Source organism: Treponema primitia, from assembly GCF_046533075.1.
GTDB lineage: Bacteria > Spirochaetota > Spirochaetia > Treponematales > Breznakiellaceae > Termitinema > Termitinema primitia_B.
Window position 1 is genome coordinate 82,126 of sequence record NZ_JAJQRB010000068.1, and the last position, 24,871, is coordinate 106,996.

General features: G+C 48.9%; 23 protein-coding genes. 6 read left to right on the top strand and 17 right to left on the bottom strand.

From position 1 onward, the window contains the following. Nucleotides 1–17: 17 nt before the first annotated feature. From LQZ19_RS14425 to LQZ19_RS14460, 8 genes are all read right to left on the bottom strand, one after another. The gene (locus LQZ19_RS14425) at nucleotides 18–776 is read right to left on the bottom strand and encodes a hypothetical protein (protein ID WP_411048377.1); all 759 of its coding nucleotides are present in this window, start codon (nucleotides 774–776) and stop codon (nucleotides 18–20) included. 66 nt (nucleotides 777–842) lie between these two features. Beyond that, entirely contained in the window at nucleotides 843–1,568 is a 726-nt protein-coding gene (locus LQZ19_RS14430; RefSeq protein ID WP_411048378.1) for a hypothetical protein, read from the bottom strand. Nucleotides 1,569–1,609: 41 nt separating this feature from the next. Beyond that, nucleotides 1,610–2,302, bottom strand: coding sequence for a tetratricopeptide repeat protein (locus LQZ19_RS14435; RefSeq protein ID WP_411048379.1), 693 nt, complete (start codon nucleotides 2,300–2,302; stop codon nucleotides 1,610–1,612). 2 nt (nucleotides 2,303–2,304) lie between these two features. Further along, nucleotides 2,305–3,819: a sigma-54-dependent Fis family transcriptional regulator gene (locus tag LQZ19_RS14440; protein WP_411048380.1), complete on the bottom strand. Its 1,515-nt coding sequence runs from the start codon at nucleotides 3,817–3,819 to the stop codon at nucleotides 2,305–2,307. A gap of 30 nt (nucleotides 3,820–3,849) precedes the next feature. Next, nucleotides 3,850–6,288: a 30S ribosomal protein S1 gene (rpsA, locus tag LQZ19_RS14445; protein ID WP_411048381.1), complete on the bottom strand. Its 2,439-nt coding sequence runs from the start codon at nucleotides 6,286–6,288 to the stop codon at nucleotides 3,850–3,852. Next, nucleotides 6,288–7,040 carry a pseudouridine synthase gene (locus tag LQZ19_RS14450; RefSeq protein ID WP_411048382.1) on the bottom strand — a complete coding sequence of 251 codons (753 nt, stop codon included), beginning with the start codon at nucleotides 7,038–7,040 and terminating at the stop codon, nucleotides 6,288–6,290. Before LQZ19_RS14450 ends, rpsA begins: the two co-directional genes overlap by 1 nt. Then, nucleotides 7,024–7,569: an SMC-Scp complex subunit ScpB gene (gene scpB, locus LQZ19_RS14455; RefSeq protein WP_411048383.1), complete on the bottom strand. Its 546-nt coding sequence runs from the start codon at nucleotides 7,567–7,569 to the stop codon at nucleotides 7,024–7,026. Before scpB ends, LQZ19_RS14450 begins: the two co-directional genes overlap by 17 nt. Next, a complete protein-coding gene (locus LQZ19_RS14460; RefSeq protein WP_411048384.1) occupies nucleotides 7,569–8,330 on the bottom strand; it encodes a segregation and condensation protein A in 762 nt (253 codons plus the stop codon). Before LQZ19_RS14460 ends, scpB begins: the two co-directional genes overlap by 1 nt. Before the next feature lie 404 nt (nucleotides 8,331–8,734). Between LQZ19_RS14460 and LQZ19_RS14465 the strand changes: the two genes are divergently transcribed. From LQZ19_RS14465 to LQZ19_RS14475, 3 genes are read left to right on the top strand one after another with little or no spacing between them, the layout of a single operon-like run. Next, nucleotides 8,735–9,940 carry a tetratricopeptide repeat protein gene (locus tag LQZ19_RS14465; RefSeq protein ID WP_411048385.1) on the top strand — a complete coding sequence of 402 codons (1,206 nt, stop codon included), beginning with the start codon at nucleotides 8,735–8,737 and terminating at the stop codon, nucleotides 9,938–9,940. 13 nt (nucleotides 9,941–9,953) lie between these two features. Further along, entirely contained in the window at nucleotides 9,954–11,291 is a 1,338-nt protein-coding gene (locus LQZ19_RS14470; protein WP_411048386.1) for a tetratricopeptide repeat protein, read from the top strand. Nucleotides 11,292–11,295: 4 nt separating this feature from the next. Then, nucleotides 11,296–12,639 carry a tetratricopeptide repeat protein gene (locus tag LQZ19_RS14475; protein WP_411048387.1) on the top strand — a complete coding sequence of 448 codons (1,344 nt, stop codon included), beginning with the start codon at nucleotides 11,296–11,298 and terminating at the stop codon, nucleotides 12,637–12,639. 26 nt (nucleotides 12,640–12,665) lie between these two features. Here LQZ19_RS14475 and recA read toward each other — a convergent pair whose 3' ends face one another. The 4 genes from recA to LQZ19_RS14495 form a co-directional block, all read right to left on the bottom strand. Beyond that, complete coding sequence (gene recA / locus LQZ19_RS14480) at nucleotides 12,666–13,997, bottom strand: recombinase RecA (RefSeq protein ID WP_411048388.1); 1,332 nt, start codon at nucleotides 13,995–13,997, stop codon at nucleotides 12,666–12,668. 96 nt (nucleotides 13,998–14,093) lie between these two features. Continuing rightward, nucleotides 14,094–15,422, bottom strand: a complete 1,329-nt coding sequence (locus LQZ19_RS14485) for a leucine-rich repeat domain-containing protein (RefSeq protein ID WP_411048389.1) — start codon at nucleotides 15,420–15,422, stop codon at nucleotides 14,094–14,096. A 107-nt stretch (nucleotides 15,423–15,529) separates the two neighbouring features. Then, nucleotides 15,530–16,327 carry a DUF445 domain-containing protein gene (locus tag LQZ19_RS14490; RefSeq protein WP_411048390.1) on the bottom strand — a complete coding sequence of 266 codons (798 nt, stop codon included), beginning with the start codon at nucleotides 16,325–16,327 and terminating at the stop codon, nucleotides 15,530–15,532. After that, nucleotides 16,324–16,728: a hypothetical protein gene (locus tag LQZ19_RS14495; RefSeq protein ID WP_411048391.1), complete on the bottom strand. Its 405-nt coding sequence runs from the start codon at nucleotides 16,726–16,728 to the stop codon at nucleotides 16,324–16,326. Before LQZ19_RS14495 ends, LQZ19_RS14490 begins: the two co-directional genes overlap by 4 nt. A 3-nt stretch (nucleotides 16,729–16,731) precedes the next feature. On the opposite strand from LQZ19_RS14495, the gene LQZ19_RS14500 reads away from it, so the two are divergent. Continuing rightward, the gene (locus tag LQZ19_RS14500) at nucleotides 16,732–17,796 is read left to right on the top strand and encodes an omptin family outer membrane protease (protein WP_411048392.1); all 1,065 of its coding nucleotides are present in this window, start codon (nucleotides 16,732–16,734) and stop codon (nucleotides 17,794–17,796) included. On the opposite strand, the gene LQZ19_RS14505 is transcribed toward LQZ19_RS14500, so the two are convergent. The 4 genes from LQZ19_RS14505 to LQZ19_RS14520 all read right to left on the bottom strand — a co-directional run bounded on the left by LQZ19_RS14505 (nucleotide 17,783) and on the right by LQZ19_RS14520 (nucleotide 20,471). Next, the gene (locus tag LQZ19_RS14505; protein WP_411048393.1) at nucleotides 17,783–18,172 is read right to left on the bottom strand and encodes a (deoxy)nucleoside triphosphate pyrophosphohydrolase; all 390 of its coding nucleotides are present in this window, start codon (nucleotides 18,170–18,172) and stop codon (nucleotides 17,783–17,785) included. The genes LQZ19_RS14500 and LQZ19_RS14505 overlap by 14 nt on opposite strands. Before the next feature lie 9 nt (nucleotides 18,173–18,181). After that, nucleotides 18,182–18,592, bottom strand: coding sequence for a hypothetical protein (locus LQZ19_RS14510; RefSeq protein WP_411048394.1), 411 nt, complete (start codon nucleotides 18,590–18,592; stop codon nucleotides 18,182–18,184). Nucleotides 18,593–18,662: 70 nt separating this feature from the next. Next, on the bottom strand, nucleotides 18,663–19,241 hold the full coding sequence (locus LQZ19_RS14515; RefSeq protein ID WP_411048395.1) for a hypothetical protein: 579 nt from the start codon (nucleotides 19,239–19,241) through the stop codon (nucleotides 18,663–18,665). A gap of 21 nt (nucleotides 19,242–19,262) precedes the next feature. Next, nucleotides 19,263–20,471: an LIC_12708 family protein gene (locus tag LQZ19_RS14520; RefSeq protein WP_411048396.1), complete on the bottom strand. Its 1,209-nt coding sequence runs from the start codon at nucleotides 20,469–20,471 to the stop codon at nucleotides 19,263–19,265. A gap of 134 nt (nucleotides 20,472–20,605) precedes the next feature. Between LQZ19_RS14520 and secA the strand changes: the two genes are divergently transcribed. Beyond that, nucleotides 20,606–23,386 carry a preprotein translocase subunit SecA gene (gene secA, locus LQZ19_RS14525; protein WP_411048397.1) on the top strand — a complete coding sequence of 927 codons (2,781 nt, stop codon included), beginning with the start codon at nucleotides 20,606–20,608 and terminating at the stop codon, nucleotides 23,384–23,386. Nucleotides 23,387–23,392: 6 nt separating this feature from the next. Then, entirely contained in the window at nucleotides 23,393–23,566 is a 174-nt protein-coding gene (locus LQZ19_RS14530) for a hypothetical protein (protein ID WP_411048398.1), read from the top strand. A gap of 35 nt (nucleotides 23,567–23,601) precedes the next feature. Here the strand turns inward: LQZ19_RS14530 and LQZ19_RS14535 are convergent, their stop codons facing one another. Continuing rightward, nucleotides 23,602–24,849, bottom strand: a complete 1,248-nt coding sequence (locus LQZ19_RS14535; protein ID WP_411048399.1) for an SPOR domain-containing protein — start codon at nucleotides 24,847–24,849, stop codon at nucleotides 23,602–23,604. Nucleotides 24,850–24,871: the final 22 nt, after the last annotated feature.

Consider the following 24,871-nt stretch of genomic DNA (forward strand, 5'->3'; position numbering starts at 1 on the left):
GACACCCTTCTTGCCTTTTACAGGTACTCCTTTCCGGCTTCTATTACCTTATCGAGCACGGCAAGCTCGTCCGAATGTACCGCATCCTCTTCAATATGGGCATCCAGAGAAGCCTCAACTTCTTTAAACTCCACATCCGTTAAGTACCGAAATTTGAATAGCTTCGGAAGCGGTTTGTCAAAGCCCTGGAAGAAAACGGCCACAGGCATCCCTGCTAATAACGGCTTAGCCAGCAACATCAAGGCCGCAAAATAAATGGCCTCACTTTTGGATACCCCTTCCACCGGAATCGGCGCTACCTTTCGGTCGTAACTTCCTACCCAATAGTCAACCAAGGACTCATAAAAGTCGTAGCTGGTTCTTTTAACAATTACCCCAGGGCCAAACACGCGCTCTGATTCGGCCTTCCACAGCTTGGCCACGAGCTCTTTCGGGATATAATCCCACGTGTACGCCGGTGAAAAGCGCTTCAAATATACCGAAATATCATCTACCGAAACTATTGGTTCTTGTACCAAGCTATTCATCGAAATCAGTCTATTGAGCTGCTCCGGACTGATTTCCGACGGCCCTTTATGCAGGATCTCACCAACAAGCAGGATGCGCTGTAACTGGGGGTCCCCACTCTCCACAATGGCCCGAATCACCTTGGAATCTTCCGGAATAACCTTCCCCCGGGAAGTCCAGGTCGCCCCTGCTGCCGAAGCTTCAAGCTTCTGATACGCCTCTGTTTGCCGTGCAGCATTGAGCACGATTGAAAAAGCTTTCTTGTCCATTAATTCCTCCTCCTGTCTTTTTCGACCTTTTCGACTTTGCGGTTCATTATTGTACCCACAACGGAATCAATCGGGTAAACGAAATATACCGATAAAGGTTGGCGTACTATAAACCGGAGAAAAATTGTTATCCATTCCATAAGCCATAATATACATAGACACATAGGTATATTTTGGGCCGGAAACCGAATTATTATTTGCAATGTCCAGGTTGGTAAAGGTATTCTGGTTAATAAAACTACCGGTATTTAAATCGGAATGGTTGGTAAAATACCGGTTACCCGCATAGGGGTTCATAATGCCACTCTCGGAATAACGCCAAAGGTTAATCGGGGTAAGCGTCCGATTTACACGGGTATCACCGGGAAAAAAGGCCGGCCGTAAAGGAAAATTTCTGGCAAAATCCAAAGTGATAATGCCCGACGAAGAACCTAAATAGCTTTCAATAGAGTTATTTTCTAAGGCCAGGGGATAATATTTCCGGTTAGAAAAAATACTACCCATGGTGGTGGGTACCACCGAATTGTCAGTATTGGTATAGGGATAAAATGCGTAATAATCGGAAAATAAAGAGGAATTAATTCGCTCCAATTGTTCAGTAGAGACAGTTCCTTCAACCAATAATCCGCTGATATAAATACGATAATAAATTATAAAATAACGAAAGTAATAGGGTTCACTGGGAAGCCTGATAAAAGCCTGTGTATTGAGTGTCAGTGGAATTCCCGGATCTACCGGCTCAAGGTACATATATTCTTCAATCCCGCAGGATCCAAGAATACTAAGTACCAAGACGGATAAAAATAACCGGAAAAACCGGAACCCTTTTGCCATTAGGATCCGCTGTTTGACAGGGTTATGATCCGGTCCTGCGCCAGGTTAACCCAGGTAGTCTCGTTTGCCCATTTTTCTGATATAAGCCTATAGGCTTCCAAGGCAGCTTGCGTATCGCCCTGGGATTCGTTAAGCCTGCCGATCGAGAACTGGGCACGGGCAGCGCCGGGAAAATCGGACACATGGGCGGCGCTTTCCGAATAGAAGCTTATAGCCTCTGCCAGGTTCCCCTGCTCTTCCGCTGCTACCGCAGCATTGAACAGAGCTACCGGAGCCAGGTATGATTTTCCCGCCAGCTTGGCGGAACGGGTCCATGCTTTCTCCGCTTCCCCCCAGTCTTTCCTTTCCATATATATTGACGCCACCAAGGAATAGGCCCGAGATCCGGCATAGCCTGAATGTTTTTCCCCAAAGGCGCTAAGCTCATCCAAGAGGGCCCGGACTTCCTCCGCCTTTGAAGCTTCGTTAATATCAATTACCAGGATATCATAACGCTGGGAAAAATCCTCAACAGCGTTAATGGCCTTTTCCTGCACCACATCCCGAATGGTAAAACCAGTGATAAAACCTATCACTATTACGACCGCTAATATCATGGTAATCAGCAGCTTCTTACGGTTACGCTGAATGAAATCAGCCAGACCATCACCAAAACTGCGTTTTTCCTTTGTTTCTTCCCTTGTTGTTGCCATAATTAATTCTCCTTAATGTTCATAATATCTAATTCTTTTATTAGCCGTGATAAATAAGTCCTTTGGATATCCAGGGATTTTGCGGCCTCAGTCTGATTCCAGTTATTTTCTTCCAGAACCTTTTGAATAAAGTGAGTCTTAAAAACATTGATCGCCGTTTTAAGATTCCTGTCTCCTTCATCGGTATCAGTTTCATTACCGAGCTTAAGGAAAAGATCCTCCTTCCGTATCCATGAATTTTTTCCAATAACGCAGGCCCTTTCGATACAGTTTTCCAATTCCCTGATATTCCCCGGCCAGGAATAGGACAACATGGCCTCTATTGCTTCATTAGAAAACCCAGCAAACTGTTTTTTGGTTTCCCGAATAAATTTCTTAAGAAAAAATTCCGCCAGTTCCGGAATATCCTCGGAACGCTGCCGCAGGGGCGGAACATAAATGGGTAATACATTCAAACGGTAGTAAAGATCACTGCGAAACTCTCCCTTTTCAACCTGGTCTTCAATATCCTTGTTGGTGGCCGCCAAAATACGCACATTTACTGTTACCGATACTTCGGAACCGATCTTCTCGAATGTCTTTTGCTGGATAACCCGGAGCAGTTTTGCCTGAAGCTGGAGGGGAAGATCCCCAATCTCGTCAAGAAAAATGGTACCCCCATCCGCCAATTCAAAGCGGCCCCGGCGGGTCTGGATGGCCCCGGTAAAGGCCCCTTTAACATGACCAAAGAGCTCGCTCTCCAAAAGGCCTTCCGGAAGGGCTGCGCAGTTTACCCGTATAAAAGGCGCCTTTGCGCGGGGGCTGCGGAGATGTATCTGCTCGGCAAATATTTCCTTCCCTACCCCGCTCTCCCCCAGGATCAGTACCGAAGAATCGGTTTTGGCAATCCTATCAATGATATCGATCTTTTCTATGATGATGGGGCTTTTCGCAATCATGGTGTGATAGCCCTTATCGTTTTTAATCTGATCCTGCAGTGATTCTATTTCTACTCTGACTTGTTCAAAGTTCCGGGCGTTCTGAATGGCTAAGGCCGCCTGGTTAGCGAATATTTCAAGCCATTCAAGATCATCCTGGGTAAATATTTTATTTTCTTTTTTATTTAACAGCTCAATAACACCGATACACTCATCTTTGCTGCGCATAGGCACCGCAAGCATGGTCGTGGAAGGATATCCTATCCGTTCAGAAATAGAACTTAGGTGACGTTTATCATTGATAACATCATTAACTATGATAGATTTATTATGCTGAGCAACCCATCCGGCTATACCCTCTCCGAATTTTACGGTGAACTTTTTTACCTCCGCCCCCTTGGTACCCAGGGCTATTTCAAAACGGAGCTCCTGGTTTTCACGGTTTACCATGAGGAGGCTTGAAGCCTCCCCCTCGCATAACCTGGTAGCGGACTCAAGAATTTCAGTTAGTAGTGAATTGACGTCCGTATAATTGGAATTAATGAGAGCATTAATCTCAATCAGAGTGTTAAATTTCTGAACGTCTATAGCTGACAGCATAAAGCGAACCTTTGGTTCGAGCGGTCTATCTTACCCCTCGGGAGTATTTTTTGATTTTAAAAAATCCCCAAGGGTAAAGGTAGAACCATCGGATTCTTCAGCCGCCATGTACCGCGATAACTCATCTCGCTGGACCTTCTTCTGATAATCCTTGATAGAAAAAGCTACCTTCTGCTTATCCGGTTGCATTTCTAAAACCACCGCTTTTATTTTATCCCCAACATTGTACTTTTTAAGAAGTTCATCCGGGTCGTCCTCCCGGTTTTCCGGAAGGTTGGATTTATGAATGAGCCCCTCAATACCGCCGGGTACCCGGACAAAAACACCAAAGTCGGTGACCGATGAAACTTCGCCCTCAACCAGGGAACCCGGTTTATAACTGGAGGCGAAACTCTGCCAAGGATCTTCCGAAAGCTGTTTAACACCCAGCCGGATGTTTTTGTCCTCCGCTTCAACACTGATAACCATGCACTCGATTTCCTGGCCCACTGAAAATTCGCTTCCCGGATGTTTGATCTTTTTAGTCCAGGAAATATCATCCCCGTGGAGGAAGCCGTCGATTCCCTCTTCCAGTTCGATAAAGGCCCCGGCATTGGTAATCTTTGCTACCTTGCGGGTAAGCCTGGTCCCTACGGGATACTTTGCTTCTATCTCGCTCCAGGGGTTTGGAGTAACCTGTTTAAGCCCAAGGGACACCCTACCCGCCTGGAGGTCGTAACCCAGGATCATACATTCGGTATCGTCACCTATGGAAAGTACTTCCTCAGGCTTCTGTATCTTTTTTACCCAGGAGAATTCTGAAATATGCACCAGCCCTTCGATACCCTCTTCAAGTTCCACAAAAGCGCCAAAGTCGGTAAGTTTGGTTACTTTACCTTTGATAATATCGTTGACGTGGTATTTATCCTCAAAATGGACCCAGGGATCATCGGAAAAATGCTTTAACGAAAGGTTGATCCGCCTTTCCTGAGGATCAATGCGGATTACCTTGAGGCGTATCTCCTGACCCTTCTTAACAAAATCCTTGGGCCGGGTTACATGACCCCAGCTCATATCATTGATATGGAGCAGGCCGTCGAAGCCCCCCAGATCGATGAAGGCGCCAAAGGAAGTAAAACTCTTTACCGCCCCGCTTACATCATCCCCGATCTGAGTTTTTTCAAAGAAATCCTTCCGTTTTTGCTCGATTTCTTCTTCGAGCCATTTGCGGCGGTTTACTACAATATTAACTTTTCCATCCGAATAGAGCCGTTCTACATAAAAATTGGTTTTAAGCTCCAGGAGCTTCTCCGGCTTATCTACTTTCTGGGCATCGGACTGGCTGATAGGCAGGAAAGCCCGTACTCCGGCGCCAAGATCCACATCGTATCCGCCTTTGACAAGCTTTTCGATGGTCCCCACTACCATGGTATGATCCTGAAAGGCCTGGCGTAAATTCTTCCAAAAAAGCTTTACATCCGCTTTTTGCTTGGAAACAATCACTTCGCCGTATTTATTCTCCTTTGCTATGAGAATAACCGACACCACATCCCCTACCTTGGGAACTTCAGCGAATTCTCCAATGGGGATTTTCCCTTCGGATTTATACCCCACATCAATAAAGACCTGATCAGGGGTAACCTGAATGACATGGCCGTCTACCAGCTGCCCCTCTTCGAGCTGTTCAAGGCTCTTGAGATACCTTTCCTGCAACTGCGTCTGAATATCGTCCTGAGAATTTGCAGGTTTCTGCGCGTTTGATTCTTCTATCGGACTAGTGTCCACCGGACTACCGTCCGCACCCACTTCCAACTGGCCCATGGTTGATCCTTCTATCTGTGTATTTATTATTTCTTTTATCAATTTCTCATAAACTTGGCTAATGGTCAAGTCCGAAGTGTCCAAATAACGCACTCCGGGAACGATTTTAAGGCTTCCTTCGGCTTTATTTTTGTCAATTTCGTCCCGCTCCCGGATAGCGGCAAGGATCTCCTCCAAACTGAGCTTGGAAACCCCCTGGCCAAAACGCCGCTTTGCCCGGGCTTCCGCCGAAGCGTCCAGGTAAAACCGGTATTTTGAATCGGTAAAAACCACGGTGGTCATGTCCCGGCCCTCTACCACCACATTTAAGTCCCCGGCGATTGCCCGGATAAGATCATTTACCAAGTGCCGTATGGGTACATGCGCGGATAGGGGGGCGACAAATCTGTCGATTTCGTCGGTGTGGAGCAGGGAAACCACATTTTCCCCCTCCAGGTATACATCTCCGTCCTTGTACGCAATACGTGCAGACTTGGCGAAACCCAAGGCTGCTGTTTGATCCAGGGGATCGATATGGCTACGGATACAGCCCAGGGTAATGGCCCGATAAAGGTTCCCCGAATTGAGGTAGGTAAAGGGCTTTTCCCCCGGCAGTTTCAGCTTTTCCGCTAAATTCTTGGCGATGGTACTTTTTCCCGATCCCGCAGGCCCGTCAATAGCAATAACCACTATGTTCTCCTCTGCAACAAAATTTCTTTTTCTTCCTCTGTAAGAGCTCGGGACTCCCCTACCCCAAGGCTGCCTAAAACCACCGGTCCTATTCTGATGCGATGGAGTTTGCTGGGGTGCAGGTGGAAATGGGAGAAAACCCGGCGGATCTCCCGGTTTTTGCCCTCAATAAGAACCACCCGAATAGACTTTCGACCCAGACGTTCAATTTCCGTGGAACGATAGAAGACCCCTTCGATTTCCAGGCCCTTCTCAAATTCTGCAATCATGGTATCCGGAATGGGTCCGGTGGCTTCCACCAGGTACTCTTTTTTAATTTTCGCCGAAGGATGGCTTACCTTTGCGGCGAAATCACCGTCATTGGTAAAGATGATAAGCCCCGAAGAGCGGTAATCCAGGCGGCCAACGTTGTACAGCCGTTCCCGGGGCATGGGGAGCAGATCCTTTGCAAGGGACCTGCCCTGGGGATCCGAGGAACTGCATATGTACATAGGCGGTTTATTGAGGACCAGATAGTGGAATTTCGTTTCGATTTGCAGGGCGATTCCATCCAGGCGTATATCATCGGTGGGTAAGACCCTGGTACCCAGAACGGTTACCACATTGCCGTTTACGCTTACCCGGCCGGAACTGATGAGCCCCTCGCAAGCACGGCGAGAAGCTACCCCGGCATGGGCGAGGTAGACCTGGAGCCTGAGAGCTGCACGAGAAACTTCGTTACAAGCTGCGGTAGTATTATCCGTTAAGTTCAAACCGTTCGGTCTCACTTTCGCTTAGTTTGGGTAAATCGGCGATACTTTCCAGGCGGAAAAATTTGAGGAATTCCCTGGTGGTACCATACTGGACGGGCTTCCCGGGTATGTCTTTTTTTCCCACCTCCCGGATAAGCTCTTTTTCCAGGAGCAGACGGATCATATTATCCGCAGAAACACCCCGCATCGCCTCAATCTCACTACGGGTGATGGGTTGTTTGTAGGCAATGATGGAAAGAGTTTCCAGAGCTGCCTTGGAAAGCTTGGATTCGTTCTTTTTGCCATACCGTTCCCTAAGGTTATCCCAGTATTCCTTCTTGGGAGATATCATGATTCCCCCGCCAATTCTGGACAGTTCTACCCCGGAATCTTCCCGGGCATAGCGTCCTTCCAGATTGCTTAACGCCTTTTGAATCACATCCTTGGATAGGCCGGATATGCGGACTAAGCCCGCTTCATCCAGAGGATCCGCCTCTAGGTAGAGGATGGCTTCTATCAATGCTGTTTCTTTCTCCGTCCGTATATCCATTACGATGAAGCTCCCTCTGCCGGAACTGTGCCAAAGCCCACCCCGGGGCGTATCAATATATCCCCAAACATGCGGTTCTGCAAAACTATAACCATCCTGAGTTTTACCGCTTCCAGCAGGGCCAGGAAGGCGCATACAATATCCATGATAGAACCATTTCTGACCACCAGATCGGTAAAGTTACACTCCCCCTTCGTCTCCAGAAATTCGGTAATAAGGGTTAGTTTTTCGTTAATCGAGACTTCCTCGTACATGTCGAGGATCCGTTCCCCGGGAAGATTGGACATGATGGACGAGAAAGTTTTTACCAGTTCCCAGATATCCACCTTTTCCCAGAGTTCATCCTCCGCAAAAGGCAGGGCCCGCTGGAGTTTTTTACGCTCCATGACCCATTCGGCCTCTTTTTCCTTTTCTTCCATTAAATCGGATAGTTTTTTAAACCGCTGATACTCGATGAGTTTATCCACCAGTTCTTGCCGGGGATCTTCAATATCGTCTTCCAGGTCCAGCTCAATGGGCAGGAGCATTCTGGATTTTATATACAGTAGGGATGCCGCCATGGCGTGGAATTCGGTAAGATCCTCCAGATCAAGCTGGGTGACAAAACGGAGATAATCCAGATATTGCTCGGTAATCTGGGCAATAGGAATGTCGTACAGGTTGACTTCATTTTTTTTGATGAGGAAAAGGAGAAGGTCCAGGGGGCCTTCAAACTCGTTTACTCTGAAGTTGTGGACTACGGAGGTGTTTGTGGTATCCATCTGTGGGTAGTATACGCGGATTGGGGGTGGGTAGTAAAGTACCCGCCTTGCCGGATTATGTGGCAAAGACGCCGGCGGGGGCGGTGAATCCCCGCTGCGGGATGCCTGTAGAATTCCCCTATGAAGCCCCTTCGGGTCTTCTCCGGGGAGGAATTCCAGAATATCCCGCAGCGGGGATTCACCGCCCCCGCCGGCGCCATTGTCAACTTAGCTGTACGATACAGAGAGATGTGCTAGCGGTTTCTGGGGCTTATCACCTTGCGGTGATTTCGCTGAAGCGGGCGCTGCTTGTTTGGTGTGACGGGTGGAGCCATACATAGCTTATTTGACAAAATTGCTTAGGAGTAGTATACTTTTTTCGGTTTTCTTTGCCTGAGAATTATTTTGGGGAGGGATTAAGTATTATGGGTATAATTGTGCCAAAACATGCCTGTCCGCCCCTAATCTTCTTTCTTGTTTTTTCGATCCTGTCATGTTCAACGCCGCCTCATGCTCCAATAAACGTCTTTAACGGGCAAAGTTCGGTATCAGTAATAGAACAAAATGCGGCGGAAGATGCAGAATCCGGAATACCTTCAATAGATAACGCTATAAAACAAATTGCGGCAACCATTGAAACCCGTTTGTCACAGGATGTGCGTATTGCGGTGGTTAATGTTAGCTCGCCTTCTGTCGTTTTTTCCGATTATGTCATAGAAGAGCTTATTATGGCGCTTATGCAAAACCAGAAACTACGGGTGGTTGACCGCAATGCTTTTAATTTTGCCTTTGTGAACACCGAGATTAATTTTCAGCTATCGGGGGCCATAAGCGACGAGACCCAGGTCTCTATCGGAAAGATGATGGGCGCACAATCGATAATGACCGCCTCGCTTATCGACCTGGGGGACGCCTACCGTCTGCGGGCGGCGGTTCTGAATGTTGAAACCATGGCAAGGGAAGCAACTGCCAGCACTGATGTGCAAAAGGACAGCAGGATCACTTTTCTGCTTACCACAACCGAGCTGCAGACACGAAAACAAATAGAAACCCCCGAAACCGCATACGATTACCGCAGGCGGGGCAACGAATATCTCCATGATAGAAAAGAATACGACCTGGCCATAGCCGATTTTACCAGTGCAATACGGTTAAATCCCCTTGATGCGGATGCGTACTTTTTCCGCGCATTAGCTTACACCAGAAAGGACGATTTCGATAAAGCCCTGTCCGATTACACCGAAACCCTGCGTCTTAATCCAAAATACGGCGCCGTCTATGCTTCACGGGGCGGGGTGTATGCACAAAAAAATGATTACCGGAATGCCCTTACGGATCTATCGGAAGCCATCAAGATAGACCCGAATGACGCGGTCGCCTATAACAACCGAGCATTAACCTATATCTATACTAAGGACTATACGCTTGCCCTTGAAGATCTTAACAAAAGCATATCCCTTGATCCTGCCAAGCCTATTTTTTTTGAAAACAGGGCGTATGTTTATGTTCATCTTAAGGACAAACAGAAGGCCGTTGAAGACCTTGAAAAGGCTTATGTCCGTGATCCCGGCAATGAGTTTATACACAATAGACTTATTAATTTGCGGGATTATGGTTTGTGGCGTGAATAACAGGAGTGTTAAAATGAAGAAATACTTTTTGCTGTTTTTGTTTCCGCTCTTGGCCGGATGCAGTTCGACGTACTATTCACAAAAAGCATCAGGTTATCAATCTGCCCAAAAATGGGAAAAAGCTATTGAAAATTATTATCGAGCAGAGAGCGCCACAAAAGACAGGCATGAAATTGCTGAAATAGATTACCTTATGGGTTTGTGCTATGTTGCTATGGAAGAATATTCCCGCGCATTAAATCGTTTTCTTAATGCGATTTTATGGCATCCTTCTGATAGTGCGTATGATAAGGTTCGTTATTTCAGAGCTTCTTATGACACTTATTATAAGCTATATGAACTATATAATGAAAATGGTGATCACAAAGAAGCATTCCGCTATCTTAATGACGCGATTCTTACTAATGCTTTAATGACCCAGAATCAATATGATACATGGAAACAATTTTTACAGGATTCTGAAAATACAGATAAGAGTCGTGTGGAAAAATCTCGTGGAATAATAGTATTTGATATTGACAACAAAGATAATGGCGAGGAACATGATTTTTTTTTCGAAGACAATTTTATTGATAAGTTTGCCAGGAAATATTATTTATCCGCTTTTTCTGAAGGGAATGTCCTTTTACTGCCGGAAGGCAACTATACTTTTCCTTTATACTACAAAAAAGGGAATGTTCAAAGCCCTGTCATGGACTTAAATACAGCTGTCCTGGCAGGGCATGTTTATACATTTGACACCGTTGCGGATAATCAGCAGGTTACTATAAGTTTTGTTGATATTACAGAAAAAGAATTAGGACGCGCCCCTGATACCAATCCAAGTGCAACGGTATCGCAAATCTATAGATTTAATACTGAAAAAACAGCTGTTGCGAGCAGTCAAAGCAAACCTGCAAGCCCCGCAACACCCAGTAATTCTTCAAATAATACACAGATAGTAGACTTGACTGGCCAAACCGACAATGAATTTACCATAACTGCGGGTAAAACATATAAACTCAAATTTACGCCGGAGAATAGAAGAAATGATGGTCTATGTACACATGATATTGTCTTAGATGTCCTGCCCGGTTATAAGTCGGTCACGCTTTATACAGAGGGAACACTTGACACCATTATAGATCAGCACCCTATGTATGTTACGTCTGACATATTACTCAGTTGGGGTAAAATTTCTGTCGACCCCAGACCTCAAGGCGTTACCAGTATTGATAATATTTCAGAAACAAACCGTAACAGCCGTATGTATCTCCCCTCTATTCCCGCAAACAGAAAAATTCTCCTGATCATATCTGAAGAATCCGGCAATGAAGGAACATATACCCTCGTTGTAGAAGGAACACGGTAATTTAATGAATAGAACATTAAAAACTGCAAAAAACCGTATATTTGTTGTCCTGTTGTTTTTATGCGGCGCACTTCTTAATGCCCAATCAAGGCGGGTTCAGAATCTTGATGAACTTATAAAAATAACCGCCCTGGAATTAGAAACCCGTCTGCAGGGGAATACCCGGCTTGCAATAACAAATATCCGATCCGATTCCGCAGCCCTTTCGGATTATATAATCGAAGAACTGTTTATAGCCCTGAGCGATAGCGGCAAAATAGCCGCCATTGATACAAATACCCTTAACCGTTCCCTGGCTGATACCGAAATTAATTTTCAGCTATCCGGATCTGTGAGTGATGAAACCCAGGTATCCATTGGAAAACTGCTGGGAGTTCAGCAAGTGCTCTCCGGCTCTTTTGCAAAAAACGGAAATGATTATCAATTACAAACAGTTCTTCTTGATGTGCATACAAAAAGGCAGTCCAATTTACCGGCCTTGGCGGTGGCCGGTAACCAAAGAATAAATGTCCTGATGGCGCAAAAGAGTGTTCAGGAGCCCCTGGTTGCAAAAAATCCGGTTACTGCCATTGAATTTCAAAGACGAGCAGAAATGCACCGTAAAAATAAGGATCATACAAATGCTATTGCGGATTTAACAAACGCAATTGCGCTTGGTCCGCAATATATAACCGAAATATATCTTAAACGTGGAAATGAGTATCACAAAATTAAAAGTTTTGAACTTGCAATTGCAGATTTTACCCGGGTGATAAATCTGAATTCAGACTATGCCGTCGCTTACCGTAATCGCGGCATGTCTTATGCAGCGGTGGGTGAATATAACAAAGCCTTATCCGATATTACCCGGGCGATACAGATAGCCGCAAATACCGCCAGCATGTATAGTGCCCAAGGAATAATACATGCCGCTATGGGTGAATATAATAGCGTAATTGATGATGCAAATAAAGCGCTTGCCATTGATCCGGGAAACACTATGGCCTATACCTTGCGAAGCGACGGCTATTATTCAACCGGCGAATTTGATAAATGCATAGAGGATCTGCAGCAGCTTATCCGCCTGGAACCGGGTAATATTGAGCATAAGAATAAGCTTTGTACAGTGCTTATTGAACGCGGAACATCTTATGGGCAGCAAGAGGAACATACAAAGGCCCTTCCCTACTTTAACCGGGCAATAGCTTTAAATTTGCCAAGGGCGGACACTTATGCCAACCGGGGCATGGCATACTATTGGCTCGGCGACATTGAGAAGGCCTTTGCCGACATGGCAAAGGCCGCTCAACTTGATCCCAATAATACACAGATACGATCCACGCTGGAGCGATTCAGCCGATTACGGTAAAGGCTTCACCGGGTTATTGCAGTTGGTCAAAAAAGGTCCTCGTCTCCCTTCCCGGGTTTCCGGCCTATGGAGATGGTCTCCGTGGGGGCGGGTTTGTTTAGGGGAGGTCTGCCGCGGCCCCGAGAGGCTGCCGGCGCTTCCGATGAGGCCGGGGGTGTTCCCAGGGTAATGCCTGCGGGGGGTTTTGGTGCGGCTGCTTGAACAGCGGTAGCTGCTGCTGCAAGACCGGCGGCCGGCGGCGGAGTAGGCGCTTCTACAGGAGCCGCTGTCTGGGTGACGGGGTTTAGTTTTCCTTGACCTTGCGGGGAGAAATCCCGGCCGGGGAACATGATTTTCCGGAGCTTCTGTTCCACCTCAACGGCGAAGGCAGGGTTTTCTTCCAGGTATTTTTTTGCATTTTCCCTGCCCTGGCCGACTTTTTCTTCGCCGTAGGAAAACCAGGCGCCTTTTTTTTCGATGATATCGTATTTGACCGCCGCATCCAGAAGGCTGGCTATGGCGGAAATGCCCTTACCAAAGATTATTTCCAGTTCCGCCTTCCTAAAGGGCGGGGCCACCTTGTTCTTTACCACCTTGACCCGGACACGGTTGCCCAGGGCATCCTCATCGCCGCTCCCTTCGATGGTCTCAAACTTACGAACGTCCAGACGCACCGAGGCGTAGAATTTAAGGGCATTACCGCCGGTGGTTGTTTCGGGGTTGCCGAACATGACGCCGATTTTCATGCGGATCTGGTTGATGAAGATGAGGATAGTCCGGGACTTTCCGATGGTGGCGGTGAGTTTTCGCAGGGCTTGGCTCATGAGCCGGGCCTGAAGGCCCATGTGGGCATCCCCCATGTCACCCTCAATTTCCGCTTGGGGGGTTAGGGCTGCCACGGAGTCCACCACGATTACGTCTACCGCGCCGGAACGGACCAGGCTTTCGGTGATTTCCAGGGCCTGTTCACCCGTATCGGGCTGGGAAATCCAGAGTTCATCCGTGTTGACCCCCAGATTTTTGGCGTAAACCGGGTCCAGGGCGTGTTCAGCGTCCACAAAAGCCGCCACACCGCCCATTTTTTGGGCCTCCGCGACAACGTGGAGCGCCAGGGTGGTCTTCCCTGAAGATTCCGGGCCATAGATCTCGATGATCCGCCCCCGCGGAAAGCCGCCTATCCCCAAAGCTTCGTCCAGGAGCAGTGCTCCCGAGGGGATCACCTCTATGCCTGAGGCGTTAATATGGGCGCCCAGCTTCATCAGTGACCCGGAACCAAATTGTTTTTCAATCTGGAGCCGGGCAGCCTCCAGGGCCTTCTCTTTTTCTTCGTTTGAGGCCAGGGGGTTTCCCCTGGTTTTTTCTACTTCATTCTTCGCCATGCTTTCTCCCTCCCCTGCAATACGACGCTACGGATGATTTTACTTTATATCGTAAAAAAAATATAGCGAAGCCGCAGGATTTTCCATTGAATTTTTTTAAGGTAATGCCCTTACCTTAGCTTTTAAGGCATCGGTCCAGCCTATGGTTACCGTATTTTGATACGTATCAATAGCCGATGGTGGTACGTATATAATCCCCGGGTTTTTGTCCGCAAACACCGTCTTCCCCAGTTCAGGGGGCGTCTCCCCAAGGATGAGACATTCAAGGCTGGTACAGCCTGCAAATGCCTTATCGCCAAAAACGCCGACCTGGGGCAAATAAACAATGGAAAGGGATGTACAGGAATTAAAGGACTTTTTTTCAACTTTTACAGCCCTTGGCAAAAATACCGATGTAAGGGCGGTACAATTATTAAAAGCTCCGATTGTATCACCGCCGTCATTTTCTATACGTTCCACGTTATCCAAATATAGCGTTTCAAGTTTGGCGCAGCCGTTGAACGCCCCATGAGAAATGGTGGTAACCCCGGGCATATCCGCTGAAACCAACGCGGAACAACCCACAAAGGCATTGACGGGAATGGTTTTTAATTCAGGGGGTAAAATGAGCGCCCGTATTTTGGCCTTATTGGGCGCCTTTGTTAGGGTAAATTTGTAAAACAATTCCCCGAAGCAGTCACTGAGGTCCAGAGCCGCATAGCGGTTTAAAACCGTATAGAGATCTATCAGATTATTTTCAGTTGCCGTGGACTTGGAGCTTGACAAATTAATACCCCCTACCTTGATGATATAAGGGTTTGCCTCGGTATTGGTTTGTTGTGCCGTAAGATAGTCCTGTAACTCTCCGGTACCGGTCAATTCTATCGGGCTCGGAAATTCAGAGGTGTCAAAGTGATAGGCTGGTACGATGGTTTCCGTTTCGGGATAAATGTTCAGAATCTCAGTTTTAGCTATCCTGGGGTACAGAGAATTCAGACTTAGTTCCAGGCGGTAACAGCCGGGAGGCAGGGTAAGGGAACCTGTACTGGCGACGCCGGCATAATTCTCCCGGAGATCCAGGATAAGCCTGGGCCGGTATTGACCGGCGCTATCCAGCCTGGATAGGGTCATCAGGGCGGACCGGACCTGATCCCCGGGAAATTCCACGGTATAAGACAGGGTTCCGTCGGCCCCCTCCCCTTCAGGAGATTCCGCCTCATGGTCATCCGTATCATCCCCATCATCTGAATCATCGGGGTCCTCCGGGTCTTCGGCATCTTCCGCATCCTCGGGATCCGATGTTTTATCCGAAGGCTTTTTATCTTCCGGACTTTCCTGGTTAACCGGCCCATTCCCAATAGCGGGATTATCCGGACTATCGCATGATCCCAAAAACAGCAGAACCGCGGATAGCCAAACCACAGAAACAAAACACATTCTTTTCATAAAACCTCCCCGTAATACCCCTATTAGGGGGGGAAGGTAAAATTTGCTTTAGTAATAGATAATTTTTTTTATTTTTTTTCGATATCCTCAGCCGGAACCGCAATGCTCTAGCGGATAAACCAGGAAAAGACCGACTGGAAGAGTCCGATAAGGGCGCCCAGGATTGCGCCAAAAATGTTAATCCACTTGAGCTGGTTAGCCATTACATCCAGAACGATATGTTCCACCGAAAGCATGTCCAGGGAATCGATCCTCGCGGAAACCAGGGCTTTAATATTGATAGTCTTTAACAGGACAGCGCTTTTTTCTTCCAAGGATTGGAGGCTCCGTTCCGAAATTTCATCCCCAAGGAATGTTAGTATTTCCGCTTGTATGTCCCGGTCCTTCCGGATTTCATCCAGCTGACGGATAAGGTCGTCGATAATCTCCGGCATCCGGTCATGGAGGGTGTTGTCAAATTGGCCGGCGGTTAAAAAGAAACGCTGAAATGCGTTTAGTCTAAGGATTGCGTTGTTCAGAAAAACCCGGCCATGAATTTCCAAAAGCCGGTGAATCTCCGGTTTTTTCAGAAAATCGGCAAGAGATTTGGCAGTATCCGGGGCGTTTATTAGTTTTTCCATATATCCGACTATGGCAGTCTTAAGTTTGCTCTGCACATCCTCCTGCCGCAGCCGGGCAACAAGTATTTCCGGAGTCAGGAGCTGCCGCTCCACAATGGCGCCAATATTTTCCGCCAACTTATGCCGCTGCCGGGGCAGTATCCCAGGGGTAAATGGCAGGCGGATGCCGAAAAGCCGGACCTCCTTTAGGGGCCGGAACAGCATTTTTATGGCCACCGCATTGGTTACATACCCTATCACAGCCCCGATAAGGGGGGGGATAAGCCACATCAGGCGGGGGGTCATCGGAGCTCTGGTCCGCTGCTTAGTGATTCCGAGGCGGTCATAGCCTGGGCTTCATTATCATATATCTGCACATCCGCTTCTTTAATCCAGCCTCGATAGGTGGTATTTACCCGGATCCAGGCTTCCGGAGCCCCACGGGTGGTTATAATCCTGCGTTCCAGGATCTCCGCCACAGAACCCCGGCGTAAATAGCCCAGGGAAACCGATTCGGGGGCAGGTTCGTTCTGCACATGGGTATAGGAACTGCTTATCACCCCGTAGCCGATTACTGAACGGGATAGGGGGGGAGTGACAGGCGGAATAAGGGGCATTTCTTCAGAACCGTGCTTACAAGCTCCAAGAAGAATAACTAAGGTAAGGGCCAACACTTGACCAGAACATAAAGATACACCTACTCTCATAATATGAAAAGTATATACGCCTTTGCATTTTTCGTCAGTATGACTATTGGCGTATTTCCTGTTTTAAGCTATGGCCAGGATGCTATAGACTTTACTATTTTCAAGACCCCCTACAGGGTTTCTCTGGCTACCGGGGCAGGGGTACTCCTGGGGCAGTCCGAAGAAATTGTCTATAAAAATTCCAATACGGATAACAAACTCAGCCAACTCCTCTGGGACCTAAAACCCCTGGTATATATTGGTACAGCCCTGTCTTTTTCCCGCGCCAACCCCCTTGCCGGTCTTGGCGCCGTGACGGATCTGTCGGTCAAGTTCGGGCTTCCCCTTTTAAGCGGAACCATGGAGGACCGGGATTGGCAAGATTCTAATCCCGATTTGCTGACCAATTTTTCCTCCCATGACGCCTATATCCAAGGGGCTATGCTTCTGGATTTTTCCGGAGGGATTGCGATCCCCATTGTTTCAAGGGTGGTAATAAAAGTCTTGGCTTCCTTTTCGTACATGCGTTTTTCCTGGATAGCCCGGGATGGCTATGCCCAATACAATGAAAGCGGCTGGAATTCATCGCTGCCGAAAACATATTCTCAAGGAACCGGTATCAGTTATGATCAGGAATGGCTTATCCTCTCCCCAGGGCTTGGACTTTTCTGGCCTTTTTACCGATCCTTAAATCTGGATTTCCGTTTCTTTATCAGTCCCCTGATATTCGCCAATGATCTTGATAACCACTTTTTTAGAGATCCGAATGCTTTCGGGGACGGCGACATATTTCGGGCAAAGAAAAGTGAGCGATATTTGCAATTTACCGACCATACCCGGGATGGGATATACCTGGAACCATCCCTGAATTTAACCTTTTCCCCCAACCCCTACCTATCCCTGCTTTTTCATGGTTCCTGGCGGTATATTAGCGGCGTCCGCGGCGATACGTATACATTAAAGACGGGTCCAAATACTACTACCCCATTTAAGGATCCGAATAGCGCCGGAGTCGGTTATTCAGCCTTTGACTTAGGGCTCTTTCTAAAAATCGCCCTTCCCTTGGGGAGGCTTTCTAAGAAAAACTAGCCTTTTTTAAAGCCGGAACCAGCTTGAGATCCGAATCGACAAAGGGCAGCCGCTCAATTTCTTCAAGGGCAGCCCAGCGCCATTGGGTATGTTCCGAAAGTTTGAAATTGGTGTTAGAAAAAAAGATACGATAGGCATTTACCCTGCGCTCGATCCCCCGGTGTTCGAAAACGGCGCTTCCCAAAAAGGCGCCTATAGTAATGCCCACTCCGAATTCCTCGTCGTATTCACGTTTGAGGGCCATTTCGTCGGATTCCCCTTCTTCCACCTTGCCCCCGGGAAATTCCCACCTATCCCCCATTTCCCCGCCGCTGATGCGCTGCGCTATGAAGAAACGTCCATTATCCCAGGCGATTCCTGCGACTGAAGTATGCAAGGGGGAACCCTAAAGGAAAAGAACCGTGGGAAAGAGGAAATGAAGGGCCGCGGCCGCCAGGGCAATGAAACCTATCCATTTTTTATTATGTATCAAAAGCTGTTCAATCTTTTCGGTATGTTCCGGTTCCAATGTGGACCGGCTGCGGTAATATTCAAATACCAGGACAAACCCTGCAAGGAAACCCGCCAGGGCGGGAATGAGGTCCCCAATGATCTGCACATCCCCCTGGACCGAAGAGAGGATTTTCAGAAACCCCATCACGATGGTCAGTACCCCCAGGATAAGCCGGAAACTTTCATTTTTGAGGGACAGGCGGAACCCGGAATCCAGACTGGTATCCTCTTCACCGGTATCAACCACAAGGGTATACCCCGCCAAACCGTTCAAAAGGATGGACAAAAAATAAAACTGAATCATACCGTTCCCCACATTTTATAAACATACCGTAATAATGCCCTTCGGTCAAGAAAGAGATAAAAAGGAGGCGCTATTTGGTTTTGACCCGGGTAGAAGCCCTCTGATCCCCTACCTGAAAAAGGAGCATATAATTTTCCGCACTAAAGGGCAGAACGAGACGGTATTCTTCCTCAGGTTCCATAGTAAAAAAGATCTGTCCGGTAAAAACAGGAATATCGGCGGGATTTGTTTTTCCCGATGTCTTTAGAATCGGGGAAACCCCCACATATGCCTCTCCGGTATACGGGTTTTCCTCCCCCTCGGCAATGCTTTTATTGATAGTGATAAAGGATGCATCCCGGCTGCGGCCGGCGCTGATTTTAAGGTCATTGCCCTTAAGGGTAATAACTCCCCAGGGAGCTTGCAGGGCCGAAAAAATCATGATCATGGCCATGACGATCAGGATGGAGATTAGGAGAAATATATGGGATTTTGTGGAAGTGAGGGAATGGATAAACCCGCCCTTCACCAGCCTCTTTTCATTAAGAGCCTGTACCGCAGGGGATGCCCGCTCAAGACGGCGTTCCCTATTATAGTAAAAGATCAGTTCCCGGTCCAGGTTTTGGAGGGGATCGTCGTTTTCTTTTGGTTCCTTTTCCTTTGGTTCCATATATAAACTCCATGCACACCCCTATAGGGGGCTGCCCTCTTCCAGTAACTTGTCGGTGCGCCACCAGACCAGTTTTGCCTGAAAATCTGTGGCAAGGAGGGCTGATAGGATACCCTCGGCGGAGATAGTAAAAGCATTGTATTGGAGCTCCTCATCCTTTACTTGGATAAAGCCCCTGCGCTGTTCGTGGGGATCCTCAGAGAGGATCATGATGGAATACCCTTCCTCCACCGGAAAGATGAGGAATACCCGGTCGTTTTTTACCGTCCCCAAAAGAGAATAGAGGAGTTTTTCTGTGATGCGGCGGTTGTTTTCAATAACAGGGTGCTCGAAAAAAGGTACCTCAATGGTACCGCTGTAGGTTCCCTCTTCCACATTCATTATCCAGATTACGGAACTATCCGGTTCCGCCCCAAGCTTGGTATTGGTGGATTCATCAAAGGTTTCCCGGTAATAATCAACTTTGATAAAGAGCTTCCGGCTGTCCGGGGACACCGCAATAGTATCTATTGAAGGAAATACGGGCATCCGGTCCGGGGGTATGGGGATAATTTCATTTCGCAGGGGAAGAAAATACAGCAGGGTTCCATCGGCGTCATACCAATAGATATTCCAGCCCGTGGGCATACGGCAGACAACGGCGAATTCATCCTGCACCGAAACGCTGATCCGTTCGATTTTGGGAAAGGGTGATCCCCCTATTCCCTCCTTACCGAGATATTCCACAAAACGACCATTGTGGTCGAAATGGAGGACAATGGCGTCCTCAATGATCCTATTTTCCGCGTCAAAACTACGCCGCTCATAGGGAAGCCGGTCCTCCACATAGATATGTTTGCGGGTATCCACGGTGATGTTTCCCGGTTCTTCCAAAGGATAGGGAAAAGCCCCCCGGGTTCCCACCCCTTCGGTTTCCACATCGGTCCGCAGTGTCAGGGGCGGCGGGTTGCTCTTTTCGTTATAGATCATGAACAGGAGATCCCCGTAGGAGGTATAGTGGACCACCTTTCCCCCGTTACCGTCGGCAATATAGAACAGGCCGTCCCTCATTGCCAGGGAAGTTTTTCGGTTGCTCCGGCCCCCCTCAAGGTTGTAGAGATCAATCTGATCCTCTAAACGACCGATCTCCAGGGCAAAATGGTCCTCCCGGGCAATTGAAACAAGACCCTGCCGGGTACAAGCGCTGAAAAGCATAAGGGGAAAACAGACAAGCAGAGGATGCAACTTCATAAATAAAACCTTAGACCAGGGGCGGCGACGTGTCAAGGAAGAAAATGTAACCACGGACCACACAAACGTGTGGTCCGTGGTTACATTCCTCATTCCTCTTGCCAATAAGCCCCTTTCAGCGGTAAAGTAGTACTATGTTTGAAAAAATCGTAAAAGCCCTGTTCGGCTCCCAGCACGAACGGGATTTAAAGGCCCTTTTGCCAATATTACACTCGGTGAACGAGAAGGAAGCCTGGGCTGCGGCTTTGCCCGCAGAGGAATACCCCAAAATGACCTCCCTGTTCCGGGAACGCTACGCCAAGGGGGAATCCCTGGACGCTATGCTCCCGGAAGCCTTTGCCCTGGCCCGGGAAGCTGCCCGGCGGAACCTGGGGGAACGGCCCTACGATGTGCAGGTCCTGGGGTCCATCGTGCTCCACCAGGGAAAGATCGTAGAAATGAAGACCGGGGAAGGCAAAACCCTGATGAGCGTGGCCGCCACCTACCTCAATGCCCTGAGCGGCAAGGGTGTCCACGTGGTTACGGTGAACGATTACCTGGCAAGCCGGGACGCCGAATGGATGCGGCCGGTTTTCAGCTACCTGGGTATCACCGTGGGGACCATCCTTTCGGACATGGACAACGACCGGCGGAAGCTGAACTATGCCTGTGACATCACCTATGGAACCAACAACGAATTCGGCTTCGATTATCTCCGGGATAATATGCGCTGGGACCTGGAAGGACGGGTCCAGCGGGGTCACAGTTTTTGTGTGGTTGACGAAATCGACTCCATACTTATTGACGAAGCCCGGACCCCCCTGATCATCTCCGGGGCAGCCGAGGACGATACCTTCAAGTACGCCGAGGTGGACAAGCTCCTGGGTACCCTGGAGGAAGTGAAGAAAAAGGATAATGGCGAATACCCCGACGAAACCCAGGGCGAAGAGGTGATCGGGGATTATAAACTCAACGAAAAAAATAAGAACATTTCCTTTTCCAACACCGGCATGGCCAAACTTGAGGATCTGCTCCAAAAGCGGAACCTGATCAAGGGCGCCATTGTGGATGAGGAAAATTTTGAGTACCTCCACTACTTTACCCAGGCCCTGCGCGCCCACAAACTCTTCCATGTCGATGTGGACTATGTGGTCCAGGATGGGCTGGTCCAGATTGTGGATGAATTTACCGGGCGTATTCTCTATGGCCGCCGCTACTCCGACGGTCTCCACCAGGCCATTGAAGCCAAGGAACGGATCAAAATAGCCCAGCGGAACCGGACCCTGGCCACCATTACCTTCCAAAATTACTTTAGGTTGTATGAAAAAATATCCGGTATGACCGGTACGGCAGATACTGAGGCGGTAGAATTCGCCAAAATCTACAATCTGGAGGTGGTGGTCATCCCCACCAACCTGCCCGTAACCCGTAACGACCAGGACGATGTGGTTTACCTGAACGAAGATGAAAAGTTCGGCGCCCTTTGTACGGAAATTGCCGAGGCTCACCAGAAGGGCCAGCCCATGCTGGTAGGTACGGTTTCTATCGAAAAGTCGGAAAAGCTTTCGGGCCTTCTTACCCGCAGGGGTGTACGCCATGAGGTGCTTAACGCGAAAAACCACGCCCGCGAGGCCATCATCATTGCCGAAGCGGGTTCCAAGGGCGCCGTAACCATTGCCACCAATATGGCAGGCCGCGGTACGGATATCAAGCTTGGGGGCAGTCCGGAACACCGGGCCCGTAAGCGCGCCGGTACCGACGCTCCCCCGGAAAAATACGTGGCAGTTTACAAAGAAGAATACGAAACTTGGAAAAAGGACTACGAAGAAGTCAAATCCCTTGGAGGTCTCTATGTGATAGGTACGGAGCGTCACGAAAGCAGGCGTATCGATAACCAGCTTCGGGGCCGTTCAGGCCGCCAGGGGGACCCGGGACGATCGAAGTTTTTCATTTCAATGGATGATGATCTTATGCGCCTCTTCGGCGGGGACAATATCAAGAATCTAATGGCCAAGATCGGTATGGAGCCCGGTGAACCCATCTACCATCCCTGGCTCAACAAGAGTATTGAGAAGGCACAGAAAAAGGTAGAGGAGCGGAACTTTGAGATCCGCAAACACCTTCTGGAATACGATGATGTACTAAACCAACAGCGAAAGTTTATCTATGAACAGCGGGATGCTATCCTCCGGGACGTTAATCTGCGAAACAGGGTAAACGAAGCCACCGCCGATATGGTGGAGTCCGCCCTGGGGCGGTACCGTAACACCCAGCGGCAGGATCAGGGGGAAGCACTAAAAGAACTAACGGCGTACCTCAAAGAAAAATTCGGCCACCCTCTTCATATGGAAACCACAACCAAGGATGCCCAAACTCCGGAAGCCCTCAGTGCGGTGATCATACAGGAGCTGGAAGCGGACATTACCAATAAGGAAAACCTGGTAGGTGAAGAAGGCATAAACCATTTTATCCGGGGGCAATACCTCCAATTAATAGACCGGAAGTGGCTGGATCACCTGGAAAATATGGAAGGCCTCCGTGAAGCGGTTTACCTCCGGGGCTATGCCCAGAAAAACCCTTTAACGGAATACAAAATTGAAGGTTTCCAGATCTTTGATACCATGATCGACACCATCCGTGAAGAAATCGCCTCCCGGGTACATCTGGTCCGTATCATGGCGGCGGGTGAACGCACCACCGGCCGGCAAACCACCCTGGGTACCGCCCAATCAGCCAGCCACGGCAGCATCGGCGCATTTGCTTCCAGCGGAGCTGCGCCTAAAGGCGCCGCTGCAGGAAACGGCCGTCCCTCCGGCCCCTCTTCTCGTTCTGAACCTGATGCGGTTACGGTGGTTCGTTCAGTACCTAAGGTCGGACGAAATGACCTCTGCCCGTGCGGAAGTGGCAAAAAGTATAAATTCTGTCATGGTAGGTAACCCGGTGTGGCAGAACCTATTCTTGACCCACAAATAAAAAAGAAGAAAAACCGCAAGGTCGCAGAAGGCGAAGAAGAAAACTACCAGGAAATACAGGAAAGCCCCATGCTTTCCCCCCCCTCTTTCGCCTTCTGCGACTTCGCGGTTAGAAATTTCTTCGTGATAGGTAATCATGATTGATTTGTGGGTCAAGTTTAGCCCTAATCGGGGGGGATTTACTGATACCTCACAAACGCATCCGGATACCCATTACTTTTAACCCGTTGTAAAACCGCACCGCTTTCTCCCAAATTAAGGGGCCCAATAAGCAAACGATAAACATGGCTATTAAGAGAACCGTCGGGCTGAACCGTCAGCGGATAGCTCTTGATACGGGCGGCCACGACTTCAAGGGTATCAGGCTGGGTAAAGGCGCCAATCTGTATGTAGTACTTACCACCTTCCAACCGGTTGCTTATGGGAACTGAAAAAAGCGGCTCTTTAGGTAACGACGGCTGTTGAGGAACCACCGAAGCTGTCTGGGGCACGGGGGCAAACACTACCGGAGGGGTAGATCGGGATGCAGGCCGCTGGTGCGGAGGAATAGGGCCGATAAAAAACCGCGGGTCCAGATAGGTATCATCCTTGGATGGCTCCGGCCCGGCATTCCGGGGTGAAACAGACCCTATTTCGGTTCCCGGCGTTATGCTTACCGCACTCTGGGGAGGACGTTCCTCAGCGGGAACAAGGGTAATCACCGGCGGTGGCGGCGGCGGTATTAGTACAGCCGCAGACGGTGAAGCCGGTTCGGGCGCCGGTACTGCAATCAGGGCGGGCTCAGGAACCGGAGTTGGAGCCGCCTCCGGATAAACAACTTCCGCAATAACCGGTACGGGCTCAACTTCTTCGGGAACCCAGTTAGGCCGCGCCTCAACCTGCACAGAACCATCGGCAGGATAGCTTACCGATGGAGGGGTATAGGTTTCGGGTTTGTTTACAACGTCACTGTAAAAACGATCCGCCGGGGTTGCAGATGCAAGATCCCCCGTTCTGGCGGTTCGTACGGTAGCACTGACCACCAAGGGCGTATTGGGCACGGCATTGACCTGATCCTCAGGGTTTCCCGATGATTCGCGGCCATCGGTAAAGCGGGAGTAGGCGACAGGGTCCGAGGGTTGGGTCATGCGGATACGGCCTATACCCCGGGTTTGTATGCCTATGGCGGTGGCGGCATTCCGGGAAAGCATGGCCAGGAGTCCCGGCGAATCCAGGCTGGCGGCTACGATTACCCGGATGGTCCTGCCGTTTTCCAGATTCGTTACATCCACCACCGTATTGCGGGGAAAGGAATTGGTTGCCGCATAATAAGCCCCTTCGGGAAACTCTCCCGAAGTGGATACCGCAGCGGACCCTTCCCAAACTGAAGCGCCAATAAAAATCAAGGCAGCCGTTAATGCGCATAGGGCGATATTGATTTTTTTCATTCTATGTTCCTATCCTTTTTTC

Coding starts and splice junctions, on each gene's coding strand:
- LQZ19_RS14425 (WP_411048377.1), bottom strand. CDS start 776: ATGGACAAGAAAGCTTTTTCAATCGTGCTCAATGCTGCACGGCAAACA.
- LQZ19_RS14435 (WP_411048379.1), bottom strand. CDS start 2,302: ATGGCAACAACAAGGGAAGAAACAAAGGAAAAACGCAGTTTTGGTGAT.
- LQZ19_RS14440 (WP_411048380.1), bottom strand. CDS start 3,819: ATGCTGTCAGCTATAGACGTTCAGAAATTTAACACTCTGATTGAGATT.
- scpB (WP_411048383.1), bottom strand. CDS start 7,569: ATGGATATACGGACGGAGAAAGAAACAGCATTGATAGAAGCCATCCTC.
- LQZ19_RS14460 (WP_411048384.1), bottom strand. CDS start 8,330: ATGGATACCACAAACACCTCCGTAGTCCACAACTTCAGAGTAAACGAG.
- LQZ19_RS14465 (WP_411048385.1), top strand. CDS start 8,735: ATGGGTATAATTGTGCCAAAACATGCCTGTCCGCCCCTAATCTTCTTT.
- LQZ19_RS14470 (WP_411048386.1), top strand. CDS start 9,954: ATGAAGAAATACTTTTTGCTGTTTTTGTTTCCGCTCTTGGCCGGATGC.
- LQZ19_RS14475 (WP_411048387.1), top strand. CDS start 11,296: ATGAATAGAACATTAAAAACTGCAAAAAACCGTATATTTGTTGTCCTG.
- recA (WP_411048388.1), bottom strand. CDS start 13,997: ATGGCGAAGAATGAAGTAGAAAAAACCAGGGGAAACCCCCTGGCCTCA.
- LQZ19_RS14485 (WP_411048389.1), bottom strand. CDS start 15,422: ATGAAAAGAATGTGTTTTGTTTCTGTGGTTTGGCTATCCGCGGTTCTG.
- LQZ19_RS14490 (WP_411048390.1), bottom strand. CDS start 16,327: ATGACCCCCCGCCTGATGTGGCTTATCCCCCCCCTTATCGGGGCTGTG.
- LQZ19_RS14495 (WP_411048391.1), bottom strand. CDS start 16,728: ATGAGAGTAGGTGTATCTTTATGTTCTGGTCAAGTGTTGGCCCTTACC.
- LQZ19_RS14500 (WP_411048392.1), top strand. CDS start 16,732: ATGAAAAGTATATACGCCTTTGCATTTTTCGTCAGTATGACTATTGGC.
- LQZ19_RS14510 (WP_411048394.1), bottom strand. CDS start 18,592: ATGATTCAGTTTTATTTTTTGTCCATCCTTTTGAACGGTTTGGCGGGG.
- LQZ19_RS14515 (WP_411048395.1), bottom strand. CDS start 19,241: ATGGAACCAAAGGAAAAGGAACCAAAAGAAAACGACGATCCCCTCCAA.
- LQZ19_RS14520 (WP_411048396.1), bottom strand. CDS start 20,471: ATGAAGTTGCATCCTCTGCTTGTCTGTTTTCCCCTTATGCTTTTCAGC.
- secA (WP_411048397.1), top strand. CDS start 20,606: ATGTTTGAAAAAATCGTAAAAGCCCTGTTCGGCTCCCAGCACGAACGG.
- LQZ19_RS14535 (WP_411048399.1), bottom strand. CDS start 24,849: ATGAAAAAAATCAATATCGCCCTATGCGCATTAACGGCTGCCTTGATT.